This window comes from Agarivorans sp. QJM3NY_25, from assembly GCF_050870875.2.
Taxonomy (GTDB): Bacteria; Pseudomonadota; Gammaproteobacteria; order Enterobacterales; family Celerinatantimonadaceae; genus Agarivorans.
In genome coordinates, this window is sequence record NZ_CP194041.2 from 544165 (window position 1) to 566329 (window position 22165).

The window sequence follows — 22165 nt, forward strand, 5'->3', positions numbered from 1 at the left end:
TTCTGACAATGAAAATGCTAGATTGATGCTTAATCTGCGCCGCAACTTAGAGCTTTAAGCTAAGCCACTAAGGTAAGAGATCCTAGTAAAGTTTAAGAGGTAAGCCTAGTTTTTATATGACCCTATTGCTGATTTATCTTGTTATTGCTATCGGTGTTTCATTTGTATGTTCGATTCTTGAGGCGGTGCTGTTATCGATCACACCAAGTTATGTTGCCACCCTGCATAAACAAGACCCTGTAAAAGGACAAGCTCTGACAAAGGTAAAAGATAATCTAGAGCATTCCATTGCCTGTATTTTGATCCTGAATACCTTTGCCCATACCATGGGAGCCGCTGGCGTGGGTTCTCAGGCCCTGCAAGTATTTGGCCCCAAGTGGGAAAGCCTGATTGCAGTGTTACTGACTCTGGCCATCTTGTATTTTTCTGAAATCATCCCAAAAACATTAGGCGCGAATTACTGGCGGGTGTTAGCGTATCCATCGGCAAAACTGATTTCCTTGTTAACAAAACTGGTGTACCCACTGGTATGGCTGTCGGGTTATATCACCTGCATATTCCGACGCGATGAAACGGATAGTATCAGCCGAGAAGAGATCCAGGCCTTTACCACATTGGGTTATGAAGGCGGTGCGCTGGCAAAACAAGAGAGTATGCTATTAGCTAATATTCTTGGCTTGAGGGAGCGCATTACTCAGCAAATTCTGACCCCGCGCACCGTTGTGCATGCCTTTGAGCAAGACGACTCGGTGAATCAGGCGCTGGATAATGAAATGACTCCGCGCTTTAGTCGCTTTCCGGTTTACAAAGATAACATCGACAGTATTGTTGGTGTGATCAGTCACCGCAGTCTTGCCGAGCTGGCTCGCCGAGGGAAGGGGGACCAAACGCTGCGAAGTATACTGCAACCGATCCATCGTGTGTCTGAGAAGCTACCCTGTTTGCAATTATTGGATTTGTTTATTTCACGTAAAGAACACCTCTTTGTTGTGGAAGATCAATATGGTCAGACCGCTGGGATAGTGAGTCTGGAAGATGTGATCGAGACTTTACTGGGCCGAGAAATTGTTGACGAGACCGATGTGGTGGAAGATATGCAGCAGTTTGCCAAGGCTCAGTTCCGTGATCGTTTAAGGCGGAACGGTAAGCGAGTTAAATGAAACCCCAAGAAACCCGCTCCGTCCCACAATCTTGGCACTATTTTGCCAATTTAAGGGTTACAATCTTTAAACAAAGTGCCTATAATGTCGGGCTTCGTACTATAGGGGTGTAGTTCCAATGGCAGAACGTCGGATTCCAAATCCGAATGTTGGGAGTTCGAATCTCTCCACCCCTGCCACTATCCCTTTATAGAAGGGATTTTTGATTTTGTGGGATTATTTGCAGGTTGTTTGATGAGTACCAGTACTGAAAACCAAAGTGGGTCGTTAGATGGCCTAAAATGGGCCTTAGCGGCTCTAATTTTAATCGCCGCTGTGGTAGGTAACTACCTATACACAGATATCTCGGTATTAGTTCGTGTGCTTGGCGTAGTCATCGCAGCCGTTGCTGCACTCGCTATTGCTTCACAAACCAATAAAGGCAAGCAAGCTTTTGTCTTTGCTAAAGAATCGCGTATGGAAGTGCGTAAGGTTATCTGGCCAACTCGTCAAGAAGCCATTCAAACTACCATGATTGTATTAGCTGCTACTGCATTCATGTCGCTAATTTTATGGGGATTAGACGCCATCTTAGTTCGTCTGGTTGCCTTTGTTACAGGGGTGAGTATCTAATGACTGAAGAGCGCAAATTACGTTGGTACGTGGTCCAAGCATTCTCTGGCTATGAAGGGCGCGTATCTAAGTCGTTAAAAGAATATATTCAAATCCATGCGATGGAAGATTCTTTTGGTGAAATCTTGGTCCCGACTGAAGAAGTCGTAGAGATGCGCGCGGGTCAAAAACGTAAGAGCGAGCGTAAATTCTTTCCCGGTTATGTTCTGGTGCAAATGGAGCTTAACGATGAAAGTTGGCACCTTGTGAAAAGTGTGCCGCGGGTATTAGGTTTCATTGGTGGTACTGCTGAGCGTCCGGCACCCATTTCTGATAAAGAAGCTCAGGCCATTCTTGATCGTTTGGATGAAACCAGCGATAAGCCAAGACCTAAGACATTATTCGAACCAGGCGAAGTGGTTCGGGTTACCGACGGTCCTTTTGCCGACTTCAATGGTACCATCGAAGAAGTGGATTACGAAAAGAGCCGGGTGAAAGTATCAGTATTGATCTTTGGTCGGGCAACTCCTGTCGAGTTGGAATTTGGCCAGATCGAGAAAGGTTGATAAAAACTAAACAATTGGTTGTTTTTAGGGCAGAGGATCGCTTATAATCCGCTGCCCTTTGTTCCATCGGGAAGCCAACTGCACTTGCAGGAGGCGTTTGAACCCAAAATAAGGTAAATCTAAAATGGCTAAAAAAGTCCAAGCTTATATTAAGCTTCAAGTTGCTGCGGGTGCCGCAAACCCGTCACCACCAGTTGGTCCTGCTCTAGGTCAACACGGTGTAAACATCATGGAATTCTGTAAAGCGTTTAACGCAAAAACAGATTCAATTGAGAAAGGCGCACCAGTACCAGTTGTTATTACTGTGTATGCTGATCGCTCTTTCACTTTTGAAACTAAAACTCCACCTGCTTCGTACTTGCTGAAAAAAGCTGCAGGTATTAAGTCTGGTTCTAGTGTTCCAAATAAAACTAAAGTTGGTACTGTAACGCGTGCTCAACTTGAAGAGATTGCTAACACTAAAGCTGTCGACATGACCGGTGCTGATTTAGACGCAATGGTTCGTTCAATTGAAGGATCTGCCCGCGCGATGGGCTTGGTTGTAGAGGGCTAATACGATGGCGAAAATTTCTAAGCGCATGCGTGCGATCAACGAAAAAGTTGATTCAACAAAAGAATACTCAATCAACGAAGCGGTAGCGCTTCTTCAAGAACTGGCTTCTGCTAAATTTCTTGAAAGTGTTGATGCCTCAGTAAACTTGGGTGTAGATCCTCGTAAATCAGACCAAAACGTACGTGGTGCAACTGTACTACCTCACGGTACTGGTCGTAACGTTCGCGTTGCAGTATTTACTCAAGGTGCAAACGCTGAAGCAGCTACAGAAGCCGGTGCCGATATCGTTGGTATGGATGACTTAGCTGCAAAAGTTAAAGCCGGTGAAATGGACTTCGACGTTGTGATTGCATCTCCAGATGCAATGCGCGTTGTCGGTCAACTAGGTCAAATCCTAGGTCCACGCGGTTTGATGCCTAACCCTAAAGTGGGTACGGTTACACCAAATGTTGCTGATGCGGTTAAATTAGCGAAAGCGGGTCAAATTCGTTACCGCAACGACAAAAACGGCATTATCCATACTACTATTGGTAAAGTTGATTTTGAAGCTGACAAGTTAAAAGAAAACTTGGAAGCGTTGGTTGTTGCTCTTCGCAAAGCTAAACCAGCTCAGTCTAAAGGTCAGTTCATCAAGAAAGTTAGCTTGTCTACCACCATGGGTGCTGGTTTAGCTATTGATGTTGCGACTTTAGATATTCAAGCTTAATATTTACAGAGCGTGATATTTATACTATAATTTCGCGCTTTGTAATTATGGGTCAGGGCTTCGGCCCTCATCCAAGACCGTAGGTGCTTATTATGAGCTTAATTTCCTACGTAGATGGTGAGGAAACCCAAGAATAATTATTTATTCTGGAACACCAAGCCGTAAAGGTCTCTAATTCTTAGGATTAGAGGAAAGTAAACACCAGATTTATCTGGTATTGGAATCCAGGAGTAAAGCCAATGGCATTAAGACTCGAAGACAAGAAGCAAATTGTCGCTGACGTCAACGAAGCTGCCAAAGGTGCACTTTCTGCAGTAGTTGCTGATTCACGTGGCGTAACTGTAGGTGCGATGACTTCATTGCGTGCTAAAGCGCGTGAAGCTGGCGTATCTATGCAAGTGGTACGTAATACCCTTGCCCGCCGTGCAGTAGCTGGCACAGACCTAGAATGTCTCTCTGAGTCATTCATCGGTCCTACTTTGATTGCCTTCTCTAACGAGCACCCCGGTGCCGCAGCGCGTCTGTTAACAGACTTCGCTAAAGAGCAAGAAAAATTCGAAGTGCGTGCAGCAGCATTTGAAGGTGCATTAGCAGACGTAAACGTTCTTGCAAAACTACCAACTTACGACGAAGCAATTGCCAAGTTAATGGCAACTATGAAAGAAGCTTCAGCTGGCAAGTTGGTTCGCACTCTGGCCGCATTACGCGACCAAAAAGAGGCAGAAGCAGCATAATTTGCTTGTTGCTACATTATCTTATAAATTTAATTGAATTTAGGAATTTGAGTCATGTCTATCACTAAAGACCAAATTATCGAAGCTGTTGCTGAAATGTCAGTAATGGACGTTGTTGAACTAATCGAAGCTATGGAAGAGAAGTTCGGCGTATCTGCTGCTGCAGCTGTTGCTGTTGCTGGTGACGCTGGTGCGGCTGCTGAAGAGCAAACCGAATTTGACGTAATCTTAACTGCTGCTGGCGCAAACAAAGTATCTGCTATTAAAGCGGTACGTGCTGCTACCGGTCTTGGCTTGAAAGAAGCGAAAGGTTTAGTTGATTCAGCTCCTGCTGCTGTTAAAGAAGCAGTATCTAAAGAAGAAGCTGAAGCGCTTAAAGCTGCTCTTGAAGAAGCTGGTGCTTCTGTTGAAGTTAAGTAATCTGCTTATAAGTAGATTGCAGCCTTTATAGGCTATGGCTGGTGGTTATTTAACCACCGGCCTTTTTGCGCTGTAGGACGTCGTCTTTTTTATCACCGTTTTAGATGGTGCGTCTAGCAAAAAATTTAGGTGGGAAACATCTAAATACAAGACAAACGGTACGTAAGAACTGTCCCAGATTTTTTGCGGACAGAGTGGGTCACTTATCAGCGAGCTGAGGAACCATATGGTTTACTCTTATACAGAGAAAAAACGCATTCGTAAGGACTTTGGAAAACGTCCTCAAGTAGTGGACACGCCTTACCTGCTTTCAATACAGCTTGACTCTTTTGAGAAATTCATAGAGATCGATCCTGAAGGCGAGTATGGGCTGGAAGCTGCATTCCGCAGTGTATTCCCGATTGCCAGTTATTCAGGATATTCAGAGCTACAGTACGTTAGCTATCGTCTTGGCGAGCCGGTGTTTGACGTTAAAGAATGTCAAATTCGTGGAGTCACCTACTCTGCTCCCTTGCGCGTTAAATTGCGTTTAGTGTTGTTTGACCGTGAAGCTCCGGCTGGCACGGTGAAAGACATCAAAGAGCAAGAAGTTTACATGGGTGAAATTCCCTTGATGACAGGTAACGGTACTTTTGTAATTAACGGTACCGAGCGTGTTATCGTATCCCAACTACACCGTAGCCCGGGTGTGTTTTACGACCACGATCGTGGTAAAACGCATTCATCAGGTAAGGTCTTATATAACGCTCGCGTTATTCCTTACCGCGGTTCGTGGTTAGATTTCGAATTCGATCCGAAAGATAATTTATTTGTTCGTATTGACCGTCGTCGCAAACTACCGGCCTCGATCATTTTGCGTGCGTTAGAAATGACCACCCAAGAAATCTTGGCAACTTTCTTCGATACCACCACCTTTGAATTGAAGGATGGCAAGGTGTTGATGGAGTTAGTGCCATCTCGCTTACGCGGTGATACGGTTTCTTTTGATGTGATCTTGAATGGCGAAGTTTTAATTGAAACTGGTCGCCGGGTGACAGCTCGTCACATTCGTCAATTGGAAAAATCTGGTATTGAGCAGATTGAAGTCCCAGTCGAGTACCTTGCCGATAAAGTGCTTGCGGAAGACTACGTTGATGAAGCCACTGGTGAAATCATTGCAGAAGCAAACAGCGAATTAAACTTAGAGTTGATCGCAGCTTTAGCGCAAGCGGGTTATTCGATGTTGAAAACCATCTATACCAATGACTTGGATAATGGTTCATTCATCTCGGATACTTTACGTGTAGATTCATCGACTAATCGTCTTGAGGCCTTAGTTGAAATTTACCGCATGATGCGCCCAGGTGAGCCACCAACAAAAGATGCTGCCGAAGCACTATTCGAGAACTTGTTCTTTAATGGTGACCGTTATGACTTATCTACTGTTGGCCGTATGAAGTTCAACAGTCGTGTTGGTCGTGACGACGGACGAGTTGCTGGTGTGCTCGACAAAGACGACATCATTAAAGTGATGCAAATGCTGATCGAGATCCGCAATGGTCGTGGTGAAGTCGATGATATCGATCACCTCGGTAATCGTCGTATCCGTAGCGTTGGTGAAATGGCCGAAAACCAATTCCGTGTTGGTTTAGTTCGTGTAGAGCGTGCAGTTAAAGAGCGTTTGAGTCTCGGTGATCTTGACGCCTTGATGCCACAAGACTTAATTAACGCCAAGCCGATTTCGGCTGCGGTAAAAGAGTTCTTTGGTTCCAGCCAATTGTCGCAATTTATGGACCAAAACAACCCGCTTTCTGAAGTAACACACAAACGTCGTGTTTCTGCCTTAGGCCCGGGTGGTTTGACTCGCGAACGTGCTGGCTTTGAAGTACGTGACGTACACCCAACGCACTATGGTCGTTTATGTCCGATTGAAACGCCAGAAGGTCCAAACATTGGTTTGATTAACTCATTAGCAGTTTATTCACGCACCAATGAGTTTGGCTTCTTGGAGACGCCATACCGTAAAGTGATCAACAGTGTTATTACTGATGAAGTTGATTACTTGTCGGCCATTGATGAAGGCACCTACGTGATCGCTCAGGCGAACGCAGAGGTAGATGCCGATGGTAAGTTACTAGAAACCGATTTAGTGCCTTGTCGCCATAAAGGCGAATCGACTTACATGCCGACTGATCAAATTCAGTATATGGATGTGAGCCCGCAGCAAATTATTTCTGTTGCTGCTTCGTTGATTCCGTTCTTAGAACACGATGATGCGAACCGGGCATTGATGGGTTCAAACATGCAACGTCAGGCAGTTCCAACGCTGCGTGCTGATAAACCATTGGTTGGTACTGGTATTGAACGTGCGGTTGCCGTTGATTCCGGTGTGACCGTGGTATCTAAGCGTGGTGGTACTGTTGATTATGCTGACGCAAGTCGTATTGTTGTTAAAGTAAATGAAGACGAAATGAGTCCTGGTGAAGCAGGTATCGACATTTACAGTTTAACCAAATACACCCGTTCTAACCAAAATACCTGTATTAACCAACGTCCAGTGGTAAAAGCTGGTGAGTTTGTTTCTAAAGGCGATGTACTCGCAGATGGCCCTTCAACTGACTTAGGTGAGTTGGCGTTAGGTCAAAATATGCGCGTCGCGTTTATGCCTTGGAATGGTTATAACTTCGAAGATTCGATCGGTATTTCTGAAAACGTGGTGAAAGAAGATCGCTTCACTACGATTCACATTCAAGAATTAAGCTGTATTGCTCGTGATACCAAATTGGGAAGCGAAGAGATTTCAGCAGATATTCCTAACGTGGGTGAATCCGCACTGAGCAAACTTGATGAGTCAGGTATTGTGTATGTGGGGGCAGAAGTTAAGCCTGGTGATATTCTGGTCGGTAAGGTTACGCCGAAGGGTGAAACTCAGTTGACACCTGAGGAGAAACTTTTACGAGCTATCTTCGGTGAGAAAGCGTCGGATGTGAAAGATACATCCCTACGAGTACCTAATTCAGTATTTGGTACCGTAATTGACGTTCAGGTGTTCACTCGTGATGGCGTAGAAAAAGACAAGCGAGCTCAAGAAATTGAGTCAATGCAGCTGAAAGAAGCGAAGAAAGATCTTACCGAGGAATTCAAAATCCTTGAAGAGGGTATCTTTGCTCGTGCTAAATCAGTATTGATGAACGCTGGTAAGTCAGAATCAGACCTAAATCGCCAAGCGCCTACAGAATGGTTGCAAGCGGCATTAAGTGATGAAGCAGCACAAACCCAGTTAGAACAAATTGCTGAGCAATACGACGAAATCAAAGCCGAGTTTGACAAGCAATTCGACATTAAGCGCCGTAAGATCACTCAAGGTGATGATTTAGCGCCTGGTGTATTGAAAATTGTGAAAGTTTACTTAGCTGTTAAACGTCGTATTCAGCCTGGTGACAAGATGGCGGGTCGTCACGGTAACAAAGGTGTAATTTCTACCATTGTTCCTCGTGAAGATATGCCTTATGACGAAACTGGCCGTCCAGTAGACATCTGCTTGAACCCGCTAGGTGTACCATCGCGGATGAACATTGGTCAGATCCTAGAAACCCACTTAGGCCTCGCGGCTAAAGGTGTAGGTGAGAAAATCGACGAAATGCTGAAAGTTCAGCGCGAAATCGAAATGGATAAACTGCGTGATTTCATTCAGAAAGTGTACAACGTCGGTGATGATACACTGAAAGTTGACATTGCTAGCTTCACCGATGAAGAAGTAATGACACTGGCGAAGAACCTACGTGGTGGTGTGCCAATGGCAACCCCAGCATTTGATGGTGCTAAAGAAGCTGAAATCAAAGAGCTATTGCGCTTAGCCGATTTGCCTGATTCAGGCCAAATTGTGTTATGTGATGGTCGTACCGGTCAAGAATTTGAGCGCCCTGTAACCGTGGGTTACATGTACATGTTGAAATTGAACCACTTGGTTGATGACAAGATGCATGCTCGTTCTACTGGTTCTTACAGCTTAGTTACACAGCAACCGCTTGGTGGTAAAGCCCAGTTTGGTGGTCAGCGTTTCGGTGAGATGGAAGTATGGGCACTTGAAGCTTATGGTGCCGCTTACACCTTACAGGAAATGCTCACGGTTAAATCCGATGATGTGAACGGTCGTACTAAAATGTACAAAAATATCGTTGACGGTAATCATCAGATGGAACCCGGCATGCCAGAGTCGTTCAATGTACTACTTAAAGAAATTCGCTCTTTGGGTATTAATATTGAGTTAGACGAGCTGTAAGCACAGGACTTCACCTGATTTAAAAGCAAGGCGGGCGTTTCATGAGAAACGCCCCAGGTTTAACTCCGACTGGAGAGAAACGTGAAAGATTTACTTAAGTTTCTTAAGCAACAAAGCAAGACCGAAGAGTTTGAAGGCATTAAAATTGGCCTAGCTTCACCCGATCAGATCCGTAGTTGGTCTTTTGGTGAAGTTAAAAAACCAGAAACGATTAACTATCGTACCTTTAAGCCTGAGCGCGACGGTCTATTCTGTGCCCGTATTTTCGGTCCAGTAAAAGATTACGAATGTTTGTGTGGAAAATACAAGCGTTTGAAACACCGTGGCGTAATTTGTGAGAAGTGTGGCGTTGAAGTTACACAATCTAAAGTGCGTCGTGATCGGATGGGCCACATCGAGCTTGCGTCTCCTGTAGCGCACATCTGGTTCCTTAAATCGTTACCATCACGTATCGGTTTGTTACTTGATATGACGCTACGTGATATTGAACGAGTACTTTACTTCGAATCATTTGTTGTGACTGAGCCTGGTATGACTAGCTTAGAGCGCGGCCAAATGTTAACCGAAGAAACTTACTTAGATTCTCTTGAAGAATACGGTGACGAGTTCGAAGCCAAAATGGGTGCCGAAGCTGTATTAGCTCTGCTACGTCATTTAGAGCTTGATCGAGAAATCGAAGTGATGCGCGAAGAGTTGCAAACTACCAACTCAGAAACCAAGCGTAAGAAGACTACCAAGCGTCTGAAACTGATGGAAGCGTTCCGCGATTCAGGGAATAAACCTGAGTGGATGATTATGACCGTATTACCGGTTCTTCCACCTGATTTACGCCCATTAGTACCACTTGATGGCGGCCGTTTTGCGACTTCTGATTTGAACGACTTATATCGTCGTGTGATCAACCGTAATAACCGCTTGAAGCGTCTATTAGACTTGGCTGCCCCAGACATTATTGTGCGTAACGAGAAGCGGATGCTGCAAGAAGCGGTTGATGCCTTGTTGGATAATGGTCGTCGTGGTCGTGCGATTACTGGTTCTAATAAACGTCCGCTTAAATCTTTGGCTGATATGATCAAAGGTAAGCAAGGTCGTTTCCGCCAGAACTTGCTGGGTAAACGTGTTGATTACTCTGGTCGTTCAGTAATTACCGTGGGTCCAACACTGCGTTTACACCAGTGTGGTCTACCGAAGAAAATGGCTCTTGAGCTGTTTAAACCGTTCATCTATGGCAAGCTTGAATTGCGTGGTTTAGCGACCACCATTAAAGCAGCCAAGAAGATGGTTGAACGCGAAGGTGGTGAGGTTTGGGATATTCTTGAAGAAGTTATCCGCGAACACCCGGTATTACTTAACCGTGCACCAACCTTGCACCGTTTGGGTATTCAAGCCTTTGAGCCAGTGTTAATTGAAGGTAAAGCGATTCAGTTACACCCATTGGTATGTGCGGCATATAACGCCGATTTCGATGGTGACCAAATGGCGGTACACGTACCGTTAACTATTGAAGCGCAGTTAGAAGCACGTTCGTTGATGATGTCCACCAACAACGTACTATCGCCAGCTAACGGTGAACCGATTATCGTGCCTTCGCAAGACGTTGTCTTGGGTTTGTATTACATGACTCGGGAACGAGTGAATGCGCAAGCCGAAGGTATGTATCTGTCAGGTCCGAAAGAAGCTGAGAAGCTTTATCGTTCTAAACAGGCCAGCATACACGCACGAGTTAATGTGCGAATCACCGAAGTGATTGTTGCTGAAGACGGCTCTAAGATCGAAAAGACCGAAATCAAAAAAACCACGATTGGTCGTGCTATCTTGTGGTTAATCGTACCGAAAGGTTTACCTTTTGAATTGGTTAACCGAGCAATGGGTAAGAAGCAGATCTCTGGTTTACTGAACACCTGTTACCGTAAACTAGGTTTGAAGTATTCAGTTATTTTCGCTGACCAATTGATGTACACCGGCTTCCATTACGCAACTTTGTCTGGTGCCTCTGTAGGTATTAATGACATGGTTATTCCTGCCGCGAAGAAAGATATCGTGGATGAAGCCAGTGAAGAAGTGAGTGAAATTCAAGAGCAATTCCTAGCGGGTCTGGTAACTGCCGGTGAACGCTACAACAAAGTTATTGATATTTGGGCGTCAGCTAACGAAAAAGTTTCCAAAGCGATGATGGACAACTTGTCGACTGAGGTCGTGATCAATAGAGATGGTGAAGAAGAAGCGCAAGCGTCTTTCAACAGTATCTTTATGATGGCTGACTCCGGTGCGCGTGGTAGTGCTGCTCAGATCCGTCAGTTGGCGGGGATGCGTGGTTTGATGGCAAAACCGGATGGTTCGATTATCGAAACGCCGATTGTGGCTAACTTCCGCGAAGGCCTTAACGTACTTCAGTACTTCATCTCAACGCACGGTGCACGTAAAGGTTTGGCCGATACCGCACTGAAAACAGCAAACTCGGGTTATCTAACGCGCCGTTTGGTTGACGTTGCTCAAGATTTAGTGGTAACCGACACCGATTGTGGTACCGAAGAAGGTATCTTGATGACGCCTCATATCGAAGGCGGTGACGTTGTTGAGCCATTGCGTGAGCGTGTTCTTGGTCGGGTATTGGTTGGCGACGTCATCAAGCCAGGTACCGAAAATGAAGTGTTAATTAAATCTAAGACCTTGCTTGATGAAAAACTGTGTGACCTTCTTGAAGAGAATTCAGTTGATACCGTTAAGGTTCGCTCTGTAATTAGCTGTGAAAATGACTTTGGTGTTTGTGCACTTTGTTATGGTCGTGATCTTGCTCGAGGCCATTTGGTCGGTCGCGGTGAAGCGGTCGGTGTCGTTGCAGCACAATCGATTGGTGAGCCGGGAACCCAGCTTACCATGCGTACTTTCCACATTGGTGGTGCAGCGTCACGAGCGGCAGCAGAAAACAGTATCCAAGTGAAGAACGTGGGTACTATTAAGTTACATAACGCCAAGGTTGTGACGAATAACGAAGGTAAATTGGTTGTAACTTCGCGCTCTACCGAATTAACGATTATTGATGATTTGGGGCAGACCAAAGAAAGTCATAAATTGCAATATGGTAGTGTTTTGGAAGTTGCTGACGGTGGTGCGGTTAACTCTGGCGATACTATCGCTAATTGGGACCCACACACTCACCCGATTATCACTGAAGTACCTGGTCGCGTTAAATTCGTTGATATGGTTGAAGGTGTCACCATTAGTCGTCAAACCGATGAGCTAACCGGTCTTTCAAGCATTAACGTATTAGATCCGAACGAGCGCCCTAGTGCTGGTAAAGAAATGCGCCCAATGGTGAAATTGGTTGACGGTTCAGGCAATGATGTATTGATTGCTGGTACCGACATTCCTGCTCAGTACTTCCTACCAAGTAAATCAATCGTAAACTTGGAAGATAATGCTGAAGTAGGTGTGGGGGATGCGATTGCACGTATTCCGCAAGAATCAAGCGGTACTAAAGATATTACCGGTGGTCTACCTCGGGTTGCAGATCTATTCGAAGCTCGTCAACCGAAAGAACCTGCTATTCTTGCTGAGATCAGCGGTACCATTAGTTACGGTAAAGAAACTAAAGGTAAGCGTCGTTTAGTGATTACTCCAACGGATGCTGCTCCTTACGAGGAAATGATACCGAAGTGGCGTAACCTGAACGTGTTCGAAGGTGAGAAGGTTCAAAAAGGTGAGGTTATCGCCGATGGACCAGAGTCTCCACACGATATTTTACGCTTACGTGGTATCAGCCCTGTTGCGAACTACATTGTGAACGAAGTTCAAGATGTATATCGTTTACAAGGGGTGAAAATTAACGATAAGCATATCGAAACCATCGTGCGTCAAATGCTACGTAAGTGTTTGATTCTTGATGCGGGTGATTCTAGCTTCTTGCTCGGTGAACAGGCAGAAGTGGCACGGGTGAATATCGAAAACCGTGTGTTGGTTGCTGAAGGTAAGCGGCCAGCGGTTTACCGCCGTGAGCTACTGGGTATCACCAAGGCTTCACTATCTACGGAATCGTTTATTTCAGCGGCATCGTTCCAAGAAACCACACGCGTGCTTACCGAAGCGGCTGTGGGTGGAAAACAGGATGAGTTACGCGGTCTGAAAGAAAACGTGATTGTAGGTCGTTTGATCCCTGCGGGTACTGGTTATGCGTATCATGAAAAACGTCGTAATCAATCGGTTGCTCCAGCACCGATAACGGCGGATGAAGCTGCTGATAATTTGGCTGCTTTATTGAATGCTGCACCAAGTAGTGATGCTGAATAAGCTTTAGAGCTGGATAAAAAGGCGGCCATTGGCCGCCTTTTTTTATGCAAATAAATCGATGGTTAGCGCAAAATATTTGACAAGCGTATCCCCAAGTCACAGACTCCGGTTTTTAATATTAGTATTGAAGAGCATATTATGAGCAAACAAATTGTATCAAGCGATGCAGCACCTGCTGCGATAGGTCCATATTCTCAGGCAACAAAAATCGATGAATTGGTGTTTACTTCAGGACAGATCCCTTTAGTTCCAAGTAGCATGGAAATTGTCGATGGCGGTATTTCTGAGCAAACTCGTCAAGTGATGGAAAACTTAATGGCGGTATTAGCGGCTGCTGGTGCAGACCGGACCACGGTATTTAAGACTACTTGTTTTTTGAGCGATATGGCTAACTTTACTGCATTCAATGCTGTGTATGCTGAATATTTTCCGGAAAATGCGCCGGCGCGTTCTTGTGTTGAAGTTGCGCGTTTACCCAAAGATGTTCTGGTTGAAGTTGAAGCTATCGCTCACATTAAGTAAACATGCTAAAAAATCTAAATTATGCCTTGGTTGTTACCAGTCCCTTATATGGTCGACAGGGCAGTGCGACTGCTCTAAATCTGGCAAATGCGATTGTTCAACAGGGGCATGCATTGAATACCGTATTCTTCTATTTAGAAGGGGTTTCCAATGCCATCGTGAGTGCTCTTCCTGCGAGTGATGAAGTTGACTTTCATCAAGCTTGGCTGGATCTGAAGGTCCGTGCCAATTGTGAGTTGTTAGTATGCAGTGCTGCAGCGTATCGACGTGGGGTTGTGACCCAGCAGGATGCGCAAAACCATGGTCTTGAGAGTTGGTCGATGAGTGAGCATTTTAGTATGTCCGGATTAGCCGAGATGTCGATGGCCATGCTTGCTGCCGACCGGGTGGTTCAACTGTGAATAAGGCATTAGTGTTCATTTTTGCGACTCCGCCTCATGGAACTTCTCTCGCCCGTGAGTCGCTCGATGCTTGTTTAGCGGCTTCAGCCGTGACCGAGGATGTGGTGGCTTACTTTGACGGTGAGGGTGTATGGCAGTTGTTGGTGAACCAACAGCCAGCAGGCATTTTGCAGCGGAATATTTTACCGACCTATGGTTTACTTGAGTTATACGATGTAGAGCAAGTTTTTGTTAATCCTTTGGCGTTAGCCGAGCGAGGACTGACACTGGAGCAATTGGCTATCCCTACAAAGGCATTGGCAAGTCAGGATTTTTGGACGCGTTATGGGCATGCCCATGCGATATTAAGGTTTTAAAATGCTTCATATTATGCGTCACAGTTATGCAAGTTCAGAGTTTCAAGCCTGTATCCAACAAATGGACGTTGACAGCCATTTGGTGTTGATTGAAGATGCTGTGTATGCCTTAGTCAAAGCTGATGCAAAGTTAGTGGCGTTAAGCGCACAGGGCCGTTTATCGGTGTTGTTGGATGATATGCAGGCTCGCGGACTTAAGATTAGCTCCTTTAATGCTATCGATTATCAACAATTTGTTCAGCTCACGGTAAGCCATACCCCCTGTCTCACTTGGTAAGCTATCCCTCAAGACTAAAAAATATTAGATTTAGGTGATTCGCAAGTCTTGACTCTTATCCGCGCAACGCATAAAATTTCGCCTCCCCAAAATAGGGGATAGATTTTTTTCACATGTTTAAATGTAATTTCAGGAGCTATTTCGAATGGCAACGATTAACCAGTTGGTTCGTAAGCCACGTGCAAGCAAAGCTGTAAAAAGCAATGTACCTGCACTTGCTGCGTGTCCACAACGTCGTGGTGTATGTACTCGTGTATATACCACTACTCCAAAAAAACCTAACTCAGCATTACGTAAGGTCGCTCGTGTTCGTTTAACTAACGGATTCGAAGTAACTTCTTACATCGGAGGTGAGGGTCATAACTTACAAGAGCACTCAGTGATCTTGATCCGTGGTGGTCGTGTTAAAGACTTACCAGGTGTTCGCTACCACACCGTACGCGGCGCATTAGACTGTGCTGGCGTAAGTGATCGTCGTCAAGGACGTTCAAAATACGGCGCTAAACGTCCTAAGTCATAACGGCTCTCCGTTAAGTAAGGCCAAACATTTAGTTATAGCGAAATTTTTTTAAAATTCGTTTTGGGGAAACCTGAAGCATACCGGAGATATTCAAATGCCTAGACGTCGAGTGATCGGTCAACGCAAAATCTTGCCAGATCCTAAGTTCGGATCAGAACTTCTGGCTAAGTTCATCAACGTAGTAATGGTTGATGGTAAGAAATCTATTTCAGAAAAAATTGTTTATGGTGCATTAGACGGTGCAGCTGAGAAATCAGGCAAGTCTCACCAAGAAATTTTTGAAATTGCTCTTGAAAACGTGCGCCCATCGGTAGAGGTTAAATCTCGCCGTGTTGGTGGTTCTACTTACCAAGTACCTGTAGAAGTACGCCCTGTGCGTCGTAACACTCTAGGTATGCGTTGGATGGTAGATGCAGCACGTAAACGTGGTGAAAAATCTATGGCTTTACGTCTAGCGGGTGAAATCCTAGACGCGAGCGAAAACAAAGGTTCTGCGGTTAAGAAACGTGAAGACGTTCACCGTATGGCCGATGCAAACAAAGCGTTTGCTCATTACCGCTGGTAATTGCTTGCACAGCTGCTTAAAACAGCTGTGCTGCTTTCTATGTGAGACTAAGGATATTTCCTTAGCAAGAGGATAACAATGGCTCGTACAACTCCAATTGAGCGCTACCGCAATATCGGTATCTGTGCTCATGTTGACGCTGGCAAAACAACAACTACAGAGCGAGTCCTTTTCTATACCGGTCTATCTCATAAAATTGGTGAGGTACATGATGGCGCAGCTACCATGGACTGGATGGAACAAGAACAAGAACGCGGGATTACGATTACTTCTGCGGCGACGACCACTTTTTGGCGTGGTATGAATGCCCAATTTGAAGAACATCGTGTCAATATCATCGATACTCCTGGGCACGTTGACTTCACCATTGAAGTTGAACGTTCGTTGCGGGTATTAGATGGTGCTGTAGTTGTATTTTGTGGTTCATCAGGTGTTGAACCTCAATCTGAAACAGTGTGGCGTCAAGCCGATAAATATTCAGTGCCACGATTAGTATTCGTGAACAAAATGGATAGGGCTGGTGCAGATTTTGAACGGGTAATTGAGCAAATCCGTGATCGTTTAGGTGCTAATTGTGTACCTATTCAACTTAACATTGGTGCTGAAGAAGGATTCGTTGGAGTTATCGACCTAATTAAAATGAAGGCGATTAACTGGAGCGAAGCGGACCAAGGGACCACCTTTAACTATGAAGACATTCCAGCTGAATTAGTCGCCCGAGCTGAACAGCTTCACGAAGAACTCGTGGAAGCTGCTGCAGAGGCTAGCGATGAGCTTATGGATAAGTACTTGGAAGAAGGCGAGTTAAGTGAAAGCGAAATCAAGTTTGGCTTGCGTAAACGCACGCTAAACAACGAGATCGTGCTAGCGACATGTGGCTCGGCATTTAAGAACAAAGGTGTACAAGCTGTGCTTGACGCTGTTGTTGAATATTTGCCGGCGCCAAATCACGTTGCCGCTATTAAAGGTTTGGACGAGAAAGACAACGAAGTTGACTGTCCAGCAGATGACGATGCACCTTTTGCTGCGTTGGCGTTTAAAATTGCGACCGACCCATTTGTGGGAACGTTAACCTTTATGCGTGTTTATTCGGGAACGGTTGAAACCGGCACTGCGGTGTATAACTCGGTTAAACAAAAACGTGAGCGTCTTGGTCGTATGGTGCAGATGCATTCAAACGACCGGAAAGAGATCAAAGAAGTTCGTGCTGGTGATATTGCCGCTGCGATTGGTCTCAAAGACGTCACCACGGGTGACACTTTATGTGATATGAACAATAAAGTGGTTCTTGAGCGAATGGAATTCCCGGAGCCGGTGATTCAAATTGCGGTTGAGCCTAGAACTAAAGCAGACCAAGAAAGAATGGGTGTTGCTTTGGGGAAATTGGCCGCTGAGGATCCGTCGTTCCGCGTAGAAACTAATGAAGAATCTGGACAAACCCTTATCTCAGGTATGGGTGAGTTGCACTTAGATATCATCGTAGATCGCATGAAGCGTGAATTCAACGTGGATTGTAATGTAGGTAAACCTCAAGTTGCTTATCGCGAAGCGATTCGCAAGCAAGTTGAAGTGGAAGGAAAGTTTGTGCGTCAATCAGGTGGTCGTGGTCAATATGGTCATGTTTGGTTGCGTATGGAACCTCTAGAGCCAGGTGCTGGTTACGAATTTGTCAATGAGATTGTTGGTGGTACTGTTCCTAAGGAATACATCCCAGCGGTAGACAAAGGCTGTAAAGAGCAAATGGATCAGGGTGTGCTGGCGGGTTACCCAATGCTTGACGTTAAAGTCACTTTATTCGATGGTTCGTACCACGATGTTGACTCTAACGAAATGGCGTTTAAAATTGCCGGTGCAATGGGCTTCAGAAAAGGCGCATTGGATGCTGATCCAGTATTGCTTGAGCCGATGATGAAAGTAGAAGTTACAACTCCTGAAGATTGGATGGGAGATGTAGTGGGTGACTTGAATCGTCGTCGTGGCATAATTGAAGGCATGGACGATGGACCTGCGGGCTTAAAGATTATTAAGTCTAAAGTGCCGCTGTCTGCAATGTTCGGCTATGCTACAGATCTACGTTCGGCAACTCAAGGGCGTGCGTCGTACTCGATGGAGTTCACCGAGTACAGTGAAGCGCCCAAGAATGTTGCTGATGCTATTATTGAAGCAAAATAAACTAATTCAACTATGATTGATTTGTCTCTGGTTGAGGCAGGTCGGAATGGAAAAGAAGGTACATATCGTGTCTAAAGAAAAATTTGAACGTAATAAACCGCATGTAAACGTTGGTACTATTGGCCACGTTGACCACGGTAAAACAACTTTAACAGCGGCTATTACTAACGTATTGGCAAAAGTATACGGCGGTGAAGCAAAAGATTTCGCAGCAATCGATAACGCTCCAGAAGAGCGCGAGCGTGGTATTACAATCTCAACTTCACACGTTGAGTACGATACACCGACTCGTCACTATGCACACGTTGACTGTCCTGGACACGCCGACTATGTGAAAAACATGATTACCGGTGCTGCACAAATGGACGGCGCTATCTTAGTAGTTGCTTCTACCGATGGCCCAATGCCACAAACGCGTGAGCACATTCTGCTTTCTCGTCAGGTAGGTGTACCTTACATCATCGTATTCATGAACAAATGTGACATGGTAGATGATGAAGAGCTTCTAGAATTAGTAGAAATGGAAGTACGTGAACTTCTATCAGAATACGAATTCCCTGGTGATGACTTACCAGTGATTCAAGGTTCAGCTTTGAAAGCCCTAGAAGGCGAAGAAGCATGGGAAGCAAAAATCATTGAGCTTGCAGAAGCTTTAGATTCTTACATTCCAGAGCCAGAGCGTGACATCGACAAGCCATTCCTACTACCAATTGAAGATGTATTCTCAATTTCAGGTCGTGGTACCGTGGTAACCGGTCGTGTTGAGCGTGGTATCATCAAAGTTTCAGAAGAAATTGAAATTGTTGGTATCAAAGAAACCACCAAAACAACTTGTACTGGTGTTGAAATGTTCCGCAAATTGCTTGACGAAGGTCGTGCAGGTGAGAACTGTGGTATTTTGTTACGTGGTACCAAGCGTGATGACGTCCAACGTGGTCAAGTATTGGCGAAACCAGGTTCAATTACTCCACACACCAAGTTCGAAGCTGAAGTATACGTACTAAGCAAAGATGAAGGTGGTCGTCACACACCATTCTTCAAAGGTTACCGTCCACAGTTTTACTTCCGTACAACTGACGTAACTGGTGCGGTAGAGCTTCCAGAAGGCGTAGAAATGGTTATGCCTGGCGACAACTTGAAATTTGTTGTTGAGCTAATCTGCCCAATCGCGATGGACGAAGGTTTACGCTTCGCAATCCGTGAAGGTGGCCGTACAGTAGGTGCGGGTGTTGTAGCTAAAATCTTCGAATAAGAAGTTAGCACAAGCAAGAAAGGTCGCTTAGGCGGCCTTTTTTATTGCCTCAAGAAAAGTAAATAGCATCATCCTGCTTAGCAGGTCTTAGCAGGTCTTAGCAGGTCTTAGCAGGTCTTAGCAGGTCTTAGCAGGTCTTAGCAGGTCTTAGCAGGTCTTAGCAGGTCTTAGCAGTAGTCCATAAAAAAGCCAGTCATTGACTGGCTTTTTATTACGAGAGGTGGCTAGCCGGCATCAATAATGGCGATGGAACGAGAGCTCTCTACTCCCCCAGGGCTAGTTACAGTGACCGTCATCGTGCCTTCAGTGCGGTTGTTCGGACTACTTTCCTGTATCACGCTAAGGCCAATTAAATCACATAGCCGCACACCGTCAGGCACTGTGAAGGAGGTTTGTCCGGATAGTTCACCATTATTAGAGCCGATAGATACGGTGGTACCAGCTGGCATTTGGTTACCATTAAGATCTTGAACTGTAATCACTAAACCCTGAGATGAAACTGCGGTTAAATCAACACTGCTGACTGGACTGGTGTTAGTGGTATCAGAAATCAGAATGTTAGCGCCAGAGGTGGCCATAATGAGTACCACAGAATCGCGCACTTCGACCAAGTCACGGGTACATAAACCGTTAGTGTCCGAATCTACAATACAAGATAAGCCATTAAACAGTTCTACGATGGAACTAGCTGGTACCGTAGAGTCCTTGATACCAGTCGCGCTGTCGTACTCATTGTTTTCGTTGTAATCTCGGAATCGCTCCTCAACATTGACACTATCATGGTTAATGATGCCAGCTACATCGTAGCTACCATTTTCATTACTATCCACAAAGGCTTCACCAAGAGCGGTGAATGTTTCGCCAGTATCATATATGCGATTACCATTGACGTCAGAGTAGTACTCTTGGCCGACGGTTACCGCTAATACTGAGGCTCGCCCCACGCCATAGCGGTTGTTGCCTTGAGTGTTTACTAGGTCTCCAGGAATGTAACCAGGTGCATTACAGCTGCCTGCCGGAAGATCGTAGAGGTGACCTTTCGGGCGGGGGTTTTGGCTTGCCCAGCTAACCGAGCAGCTACTGTTGGTATCTTCGCCACTAGTTTTACAATTGCCTGAAATTTGGCCGCCATCGCTTTCAAATACGATGGTCGTATCATTAGGGATGGGATTGTTGTTTTCATCACTGACCCTCAGAGTTAGGGTGCTATTTACGCCATCGATCCCCCAAGCCTCTAAGGCTAAAGTGCTCGCCGATAACGACATACTTTGCTGTGAAGGCACGCCAGTATGAATCGCAAGCGCGTTGGAAGTGCTGGAGATGATGCTGCCAGTGTCGGGGTCACTAAAGCTTGCATTGACCACGACCGTTCCTGACATGTTTCCGCTCGTGACACGGGTCAGTACTTCACCAGATGCATTGGATTGAGCTATTAGCGGGCTGATTTTTACGCCGTGTAGTTTTGAATCGAGTGCAAAAGTGACCTCTTGACCAGATTTGGGCTTGCCTGTTGGATCGGTGACAACATAAACCAGCTCGGCGATGGTTTCACCCACCGATTCTTTCAAATAAATGGTTTGTGGCGTTGCTGACTGGAAGGTAATTCCGCTGGCTTTGGTTGTGGCAATATCGATAACATAGTTTTCAGGGTCAATCACGCTGATACTCGGCGTCACAGTAATCGTATCACTGCCGCTACAACCATCAGCCTGATAAATGGCAGTTGCAACGCCGTTTACAGTGGTCACTGAATCTGAAATCTTGGCAAGATCTTGGGCGCTGCAACTAGAAGCAAAGCCTATCGCCACAGGGGTTGTATATAGGTCACCTTGACTATCGGTAATTGTGGCACTAATACTAGCCGTTGCGTCAGAGCCCAAAGTTGCGCCATCAGTGAGGCTGGAACTTAGGGTCATCATTAGGTTGGCTTGACCTACTTGATAGTTGGCGCTAGTAGTGACGCCTAGTTCGCTATTGCTTGCGACTAAGCTATCTGCACCAGTTGTTTCCAATTGAGCGAACAAAGTAGCAATCCCCAAGCCACTCTGGTCCGTCAAGATCGTTTCTGCGCTCAGGTCTGCGTTGGTCGTTGATAATGAAATCAGTTCGTTACTTGCGGGAGCTCCGCCTGTATAGCTTAAGCGAGCGACTGCTGTAATGGGCGATTCGATAGAAAGGCTATTGGTTACGTTACATCCGGTGGGGATTTGATCTCGTGCTACACCATTGCAGTCGTACAGAGCAAGTTGAAGCTCATTTAAGCCGCCGGAACCACCAGAGTTGATTTGCACTTGGTAGTTCTCTGTGGCCGTAACAGTGGCGGTTTCTCCATTGCTCTGATAGCTATAAGTAGCGATAACTGAGTCTGCATTGGTGGCATCGGTACGTGCGCTCATTGTTGTATGACCGATGCCATTATCACCAATCAGAATGGTGGTTGCTTTAAGTTCAGCACTACGGTACTCAGACTGACCAGTTCATTCGCGATAGCGCTCGCATTTGAGAGTGTGACTACAACGTAGGTATCAGTATCACTGGGAACGGTATTAGTTTTCACACACCCCTGCGGAATTAATGCAGTATTAATCCCATCCGCACAGGTATAAAGGGCAATACCGATTGAAGCGGTGGTGCTTGAGCTGGTCCCACCATCGCCACCACTGCTGCCCCCACCGCTGAGGTCGACACTGCCGTCTCCCCCACACGCGAATAGTATTGAACTAACGAAAATTAATAAGCTGTGTTTGAACCACACCATGGTTATTCCTCCGTGAACCGATACGACCTGTATTCGGAAATCCTGATAGTTTACTTATATATCA

Annotated in this window: 19 protein-coding genes and 1 tRNA gene; 18 read left to right on the plus strand and 2 right to left on the minus strand. The window is 45.6% G+C overall.

The genetic code is table 11. The annotated features are described in order from the left end of the window. The first annotated feature begins 116 nt into the window (after positions 1-116). The 18 genes from ACRRSW_RS02440 (at position 117) to tuf (ending at position 19343) form a co-directional block, all read left to right on the plus strand. Positions 117-1160 carry a CNNM domain-containing protein gene (locus ACRRSW_RS02440; protein WP_432454750.1) on the plus strand — a complete coding sequence of 348 codons (1044 nt, stop codon included), beginning with the start codon at positions 117-119 and terminating at the stop codon, positions 1158-1160. Positions 1161-1263: 103 nt separating this feature from the next. Then, a tRNA-Trp gene (locus tag ACRRSW_RS02445) sits at positions 1264-1339 on the plus strand. A 55-nt stretch (positions 1340-1394) separates the two neighbouring features. Further along, positions 1395-1772 (plus strand): preprotein translocase subunit SecE, encoded by a 378-nt coding sequence (secE, locus tag ACRRSW_RS02450; protein WP_432454749.1) that lies wholly within the window; start codon positions 1395-1397, stop codon positions 1770-1772. Beyond that, positions 1772-2317 carry a transcription termination/antitermination protein NusG gene (gene nusG / locus ACRRSW_RS02455; protein ID WP_432454748.1) on the plus strand — a complete coding sequence of 182 codons (546 nt, stop codon included), beginning with the start codon at positions 1772-1774 and terminating at the stop codon, positions 2315-2317. The genes secE and nusG overlap by 1 nt, the downstream gene beginning before the upstream one ends. 124 nt (positions 2318-2441) lie before the next feature. Continuing rightward, on the plus strand, positions 2442-2870 hold the full coding sequence (gene rplK, locus ACRRSW_RS02460; RefSeq protein WP_432454747.1) for a 50S ribosomal protein L11: 429 nt from the start codon (positions 2442-2444) through the stop codon (positions 2868-2870). Between the two features lie 4 nt (positions 2871-2874). Continuing rightward, positions 2875-3576 (plus strand): 50S ribosomal protein L1, encoded by a 702-nt coding sequence (gene rplA, locus ACRRSW_RS02465; protein ID WP_432454746.1) that lies wholly within the window; start codon positions 2875-2877, stop codon positions 3574-3576. Positions 3577-3815: 239 nt separating this feature from the next. Continuing rightward, a complete protein-coding gene (rplJ, locus tag ACRRSW_RS02470; RefSeq protein ID WP_432454745.1) occupies positions 3816-4310 on the plus strand; it encodes a 50S ribosomal protein L10 in 495 nt (164 codons plus the stop codon). 54 nt (positions 4311-4364) lie between these two features. Then, positions 4365-4730 (plus strand): 50S ribosomal protein L7/L12, encoded by a 366-nt coding sequence (gene rplL / locus ACRRSW_RS02475; protein ID WP_432454744.1) that lies wholly within the window; start codon positions 4365-4367, stop codon positions 4728-4730. 226 nt (positions 4731-4956) lie between these two features. After that, the gene (gene rpoB / locus ACRRSW_RS02480) at positions 4957-8991 is read left to right on the plus strand and encodes a DNA-directed RNA polymerase subunit beta (protein ID WP_432454743.1); all 4035 of its coding nucleotides are present in this window, start codon (positions 4957-4959) and stop codon (positions 8989-8991) included. Between the two features lie 81 nt (positions 8992-9072). Then, positions 9073-13278, plus strand: coding sequence for a DNA-directed RNA polymerase subunit beta' (gene rpoC, locus ACRRSW_RS02485; RefSeq protein WP_432454742.1), 4206 nt, complete (start codon positions 9073-9075; stop codon positions 13276-13278). 138 nt (positions 13279-13416) lie between these two features. Next, positions 13417-13800: a RidA family protein gene (locus ACRRSW_RS02490; RefSeq protein ID WP_432454741.1), complete on the plus strand. Its 384-nt coding sequence runs from the start codon at positions 13417-13419 to the stop codon at positions 13798-13800. 2 nt (positions 13801-13802) lie between these two features. After that, a complete protein-coding gene (gene tusD, locus ACRRSW_RS02495; protein WP_432454740.1) occupies positions 13803-14201 on the plus strand; it encodes a sulfurtransferase complex subunit TusD in 399 nt (132 codons plus the stop codon). Beyond that, complete coding sequence (gene tusC / locus ACRRSW_RS02500) at positions 14198-14557, plus strand: sulfurtransferase complex subunit TusC (RefSeq protein WP_432454739.1); 360 nt, start codon at positions 14198-14200, stop codon at positions 14555-14557. The genes tusD and tusC overlap by 4 nt, the downstream gene beginning before the upstream one ends. Position 14558: 1 nt before the next feature. Beyond that, positions 14559-14834, plus strand: a complete 276-nt coding sequence (gene tusB, locus ACRRSW_RS02505; RefSeq protein WP_432454738.1) for a sulfurtransferase complex subunit TusB — start codon at positions 14559-14561, stop codon at positions 14832-14834. A 145-nt stretch (positions 14835-14979) separates the two neighbouring features. Further along, entirely contained in the window at positions 14980-15354 is a 375-nt protein-coding gene (gene rpsL / locus ACRRSW_RS02510) for a 30S ribosomal protein S12 (RefSeq protein ID WP_248714063.1), read from the plus strand. 94 nt (positions 15355-15448) lie between these two features. Continuing rightward, a complete protein-coding gene (gene rpsG / locus ACRRSW_RS02515; protein WP_432454737.1) occupies positions 15449-15919 on the plus strand; it encodes a 30S ribosomal protein S7 in 471 nt (156 codons plus the stop codon). Positions 15920-15997: 78 nt separating this feature from the next. After that, positions 15998-18091: an elongation factor G gene (fusA, locus tag ACRRSW_RS02520; RefSeq protein WP_432454736.1), complete on the plus strand. Its 2094-nt coding sequence runs from the start codon at positions 15998-16000 to the stop codon at positions 18089-18091. A gap of 67 nt (positions 18092-18158) precedes the next feature. Beyond that, complete coding sequence (tuf, locus tag ACRRSW_RS02525; protein WP_432454751.1) at positions 18159-19343, plus strand: elongation factor Tu; 1185 nt, start codon at positions 18159-18161, stop codon at positions 19341-19343. A gap of 224 nt (positions 19344-19567) precedes the next feature. Here tuf and ACRRSW_RS02530 read toward each other — a convergent pair whose 3' ends face one another. Both ACRRSW_RS02530 and ACRRSW_RS02535 read right to left on the minus strand, forming a co-directional pair. After that, positions 19568-21739, minus strand: coding sequence for a hypothetical protein (locus ACRRSW_RS02530; protein WP_432460777.1), 2172 nt, complete (start codon positions 21737-21739; stop codon positions 19568-19570). Positions 21740-21768: 29 nt separating this feature from the next. Further along, positions 21769-22101 (minus strand): hypothetical protein, encoded by a 333-nt coding sequence (locus ACRRSW_RS02535; RefSeq protein WP_432460778.1) that lies wholly within the window; start codon positions 22099-22101, stop codon positions 21769-21771. Between the last annotated feature and the right edge of the window lie 64 nt (positions 22102-22165).